Origin of the sequence: Desulfovibrio sp., assembly GCF_019424165.1 — a bacterium.
Classification (GTDB): Bacteria; Desulfobacterota; Desulfovibrionia; order Desulfovibrionales; family Desulfovibrionaceae; genus Desulfovibrio.
Map to the genome: position 1 here is coordinate 47,959 of NZ_JAHZAA010000014.1, position 4,110 is coordinate 52,068.

General features: G+C 60.3%; 5 protein-coding genes. All 5 read left to right on the forward strand.

The features are described 5' to 3' along the window. Positions 1-399, forward strand: a 399-nt coding sequence (locus QZ377_RS07025) for a NirD/YgiW/YdeI family stress tolerance protein (protein ID WP_291440461.1), incomplete at its 5' end; no start/stop codon positions are given. A 222-nt stretch (positions 400-621) separates the two neighbouring features. Then, the gene (locus QZ377_RS07030) at positions 622-1,005 is read left to right on the forward strand and encodes a NirD/YgiW/YdeI family stress tolerance protein (protein WP_291440462.1); all 384 of its coding nucleotides are present in this window, start codon (positions 622-624) and stop codon (positions 1,003-1,005) included. 50 nt (positions 1,006-1,055) lie between these two features. Next, positions 1,056-1,460, forward strand: a complete 405-nt coding sequence (locus QZ377_RS07035) for a NirD/YgiW/YdeI family stress tolerance protein (RefSeq protein ID WP_291440463.1) — start codon at positions 1,056-1,058, stop codon at positions 1,458-1,460. A 4-nt stretch (positions 1,461-1,464) separates the two neighbouring features. Next, positions 1,465-2,259: a response regulator transcription factor gene (locus QZ377_RS07040; protein WP_291440464.1), complete on the forward strand. Its 795-nt coding sequence runs from the start codon at positions 1,465-1,467 to the stop codon at positions 2,257-2,259. Further along, the gene (locus QZ377_RS07045) at positions 2,259-3,944 is read left to right on the forward strand and encodes a HAMP domain-containing sensor histidine kinase (RefSeq protein WP_291440465.1); all 1,686 of its coding nucleotides are present in this window, start codon (positions 2,259-2,261) and stop codon (positions 3,942-3,944) included. Before QZ377_RS07040 ends, QZ377_RS07045 begins: the two co-directional genes overlap by 1 nt. Positions 3,945-4,110: the final 166 nt, after the last annotated feature.

Sequence of the window (4,110 nt, forward strand, 5' to 3'; positions counted from 1 at the left end):
CTGGCTTTGACTGTTCCCGCCCATGCCGCTGACAAGGCCGTGTCCGGCGAGGCAGCTCAGGCCGTCACCGCGCCTGCGCCGCAAAAGGGCAAGCCCCGGCACGAAAAGGCTCAGGGGATGACAAATCTTCATGAGGTGGATACCGTTGCAAAAGCGCTGAAAGCCCCTGACAAAAGCCCTGTCATGATTGTGGGCCGGATTGTGGAAAAGGTGGACAGCAAAAAAAACCGTTTTATTGTGGATGACGGTACGGGTCGCATGGCTGTGTCCATCGGCCAGAAAACCCTCAAGGGAATAACGCTTGCCCCCGACATGAAGGTGCGCCTTGTGGGCAAGCTCAGAACAAAAGACGGCAAGGAGCCGGTGGTGGGCGTCAAGGCCGTGCACGTTCTCAACTAAGACAGATTGCCTTTGAGGATGTAGGTCCGCAAAGGGTAAAACACGCTCGTTACGGCGCTTGACCCCGCAAATGGGTTGCGCCTGTGCCTTTACGGCGAGCATTTCTCACGCAGTTGCCTGGGTATTTTAAATGAAGATTCAGGCATGATGCTTATACCGGCGGCTTCCGGCCCATTGTCGGCAGCGGCTGTAAAACAAACACCGGTTCATAAGGAGGCTGCCATGCGCGTAGTGCTTTCATTACTGTTGTTGAGTCTTCTGGCCCTGCCGGCTCAGGCCGCGTTTCAGGGGCCCGGTTCGGAGGCTTCCGGCGGTTTCAAGGGGCCGACAGTGGGGGTTGAGATTACAACCGTCAAGCAGGCGCTGGACAGCAAGGATAATACCCCTGTCATGCTTACCGGGCATATCACGGGCCGCAAGGCTGGCAGCGACGACAAATATGTTTTCAGGGATGCCACCGGTGAAATGACGGTGGATATAGACAAAAAAATCTTTTCCGGCCACACGGTTACGCCCGAAAATACCGTGCGTCTTTCCGGCAAGGTGGATAAGGATATGCTGAAGCCGGTCAAGGTTGATGTCAAGATATTGGAAGTCCTGAACTGATTGTAGTGTGGCCGGGCACAAGCCCGGCCACGCGGCAGTGGAGAATGGTTATGCGTGTACTGGCAGTGCTGCTGGCTCTGACCCTTGGTTTTTCCTGGTTTTTTTCGCCGTGCGCCCGTGTGGATGCTGCGGGCTTTGAAGGTCCCGGCGTAGCATCCACCGTTACCCGCGCGGCGGATGTGCTGGGCGCGCAAGATGACGCCCCCTGCGTGCTTGAGGGGCATATTCTGGAAAAGCTGCCTCGCCGTAAAAACCGCTATCTGTTTGAAGATAAGAGCGGCAGAGTGGTGGTGGAGATAAAGAATGAGGTGTTTGGCCACCTTACCGTGACCCCGCGCGACAAGGTGCGCCTGCTTGGCCATGTGGACTGGAACCGTAAGCGCCCCAATGAGGTAGAGGTGGACGGCCTGGCCATTATCGGCATCATTGACGTGCGGGACACGCCCGAGCGCTGAGGCTATGTCCTGTTCTCTGCTGCTTGTGGAAGATAACGAGGACATCCTCGCCAATCTGTATGCCTACCTTGAACCGCTGGGCTACACGCTGGACTGCGCCCGTAACGGCAAAGCCGGGCTTGAAATGGCGCTTGGACAAGGTTTTGACTGTATCGTGCTGGACGTCATGTTGCCCGGCATGGACGGCATAAGCCTGTGCCGCCGTCTGCGGCAGGAATACAGGATGTCCACCCCCGTCATCATGCTTACGGCCCGGGATGCCGTGGCCGACAGGGTGGCGGGGCTTGAGGCCGGGGCAGACGATTATCTGGTCAAACCCTTTGCCCTCAAAGAGCTTGAAGCCCGCATCCGGGCGCTTCTGCGGCGCGGTCATCTGCAGGGCGGCAATGGCGCGGGCGGCCTCTGGACCTGCGCAGACCTTGTTTTCAATGATGAAGAGCACTGGGCCGAGCGCCGGGGGCAGCGCCTGCGCCTGAGCCCCACGGGCTTTCGCATTCTCAGGGAGCTTTTGCGCGCTGCGCCGGGGCTTGTGCGCCGTCAGGATCTTGAGCGCCTGCTCTGGGGCAGCGAGCCGCCGGAAGGCAGCGCCCTGCGCACGCATATTCATGAATTGCGGCGAGAATTGGACAAGCCCTTCGGCCAGCCGTTACTGCATACTGTGCCTCATGTGGGTTACAGGCTGGGACCGGACGCAGCCGAAGCAGGCGAAGCGCCCGAATCCGGCATGCCGGGTGCGGGCAATGCCCCTTCCGGCACGAAAATATCCGGCATGAACGTATCCGGGGCGGAGAAAGACTGATGGCTGCCGTTCCGCGTCCGGGGGGCTGCCGTCCCGTTTTTGCACGCCGTATGCTTATGGCTTTTGTGCTTCTGGCTCTCGGCATGGGGGCCGCCCTTGGCCTTGCCGCGCACCTGTCTTTTGAATATCTGGGCAGCTATCTTGTGGGCTGGCATGCAAAGCCGGTGATGGAAACCCTTATTGAGGCCGAAAAGCGCGCCTGGGAAGCTGAAGACAGCGGACGGGACCGGCTGTATTACGGCGAAGACCTGGCAACAGCCATGCACTGGACGTTTCTTGTGGGCAAACAGGTTTCACCGCACTGGCGGGAACTGCCCGACGGCCTGCACTTTATGGATGACGGCAAAGAATTTGTTCTGATCGAGCGGCGTGATGGGATGGAATACGCGCTCAAGGGCGGTACGGGAGCTTTTCAGGCGCTGAAAAGCCGGTTTAACGGTATTTTGTTGTTGTGTGCCCTGGCTGGTCTTGCTGTGGCCGTTGCGCTGGCTGTCATTTTGAGCCGCCGTCTCACCGGGCCGCTGCGTCGTCTCACTCTGGCGGTGGAAAGCCGCCCGCCGGGCGGCCTGTCTTTTTCCGCCACAGGCGTGGATGAAGATGTGGCAACTGCCATGCCCGGCCGGCCTGACGCCGCCCGGAAAAATGCGGCACAGCCGCCATGTCCGGCGGATTCCGGGCCGTTCGCGGGTACTGGCCCGACCATACGCCCGCACATGCCGCCCTTGCCTGTACCCATGCCCTTGCCTGTACCTATGACGGATATGGACGATGAGGTGGGAGTTCTCGCCCGCGCCCTTGCCGCCCGTGAGGAGGCGCTCTATCGTTTCGTGCAGCGCGAAAGCCATTTTACCGGCGATGTAAGCCACGAACTGCGCACGCCGCTGGCGGTCATGCAGGGCGGGCTTGAAGTGCTTGAGGCACGCCTGCAAAATCTGGTCAGGGTGGCCCCGCAGGCCGGAGAGCTTGTTCCTGTTGTGGGGCGTCTTTTGCGCACCACATCCGGCATGAGCCGCACCGTGCGCACGCTTCTTTTGCTGGCCCGGAAACCCGGAGAAATACAGGCTGCTGTGCTGGACTGTTCCTTGATTTTACGGGATATCATAGACGAAATGGAGCGCGAAGGCCTTGTGCAGTCGATGGAATTTCCGCAAGCGGTTTTCCCCGCGCAGGCAGACAGCCTGTCCGCCATACTGGCCCTGCTTGCGGACGGCGGCTTCCTGTCCGGGGCGGCTTCAGCTACGGCTCCGGCAGCAGCCCCTGCCGGGTCGCGCCCCTTTGCTCCGGCCAGGGTGCTTCTGGCTGTGGGACTGTCCGCCCAAGTTCCGGTATGCGGACAAAAGGAGCTGATAACCGTCATATTCAAGAATTTGCTGGACAATGCCCGCCAGTACACCGAAAATGGTCGCGCTTTTGTATTGCTTGAGCCTGGCAGAATGCTGGTAGGCAACAAGGGCCGCATTGTCCGCGATGTGGATATTTTTTCGCGCGGCGTCAGCCGCTCCTGTAAAAACGGTCAGCACTCCGCCCGGGAAGATGCGGGCAGCGGGCTGGGGCTTTCCCTGGCTCAGCGGGCCTGCGAGCGCCTGGGCTGGCGGCTTGAGCTTGCGCCGCTTCCCGCGGACGTGGATGGAGTGACCGTTTTCAGCCTTATTTTTTCCCCGGCAGCCCAAGGAGAAGACGTATAATGCCCGTTACTCAACATAAGCCTGTTTCCGGCCTGCTTTCAGGACGCGGCAAGGCCGTGGTTCTGATACTGGTCCTGCTGGCTCTTGCCGCGGGCTGGAAACTGCTGGGCAGGGGAGCGGGCCGTCCGGACATGAGCATGGATACGCCGCCGGTGCGTGTGGCCGC

Coding starts and splice junctions, on each gene's coding strand:
- QZ377_RS07030 (WP_291440462.1), top strand. CDS start 622: ATGCGCGTAGTGCTTTCATTACTGTTGTTGAGTCTTCTGGCCCTGCCG.
- QZ377_RS07035 (WP_291440463.1), top strand. CDS start 1,056: ATGCGTGTACTGGCAGTGCTGCTGGCTCTGACCCTTGGTTTTTCCTGG.
- QZ377_RS07040 (WP_291440464.1), top strand. CDS start 1,465: ATGTCCTGTTCTCTGCTGCTTGTGGAAGATAACGAGGACATCCTCGCC.
- QZ377_RS07045 (WP_291440465.1), top strand. CDS start 2,259: ATGGCTGCCGTTCCGCGTCCGGGGGGCTGCCGTCCCGTTTTTGCACGC.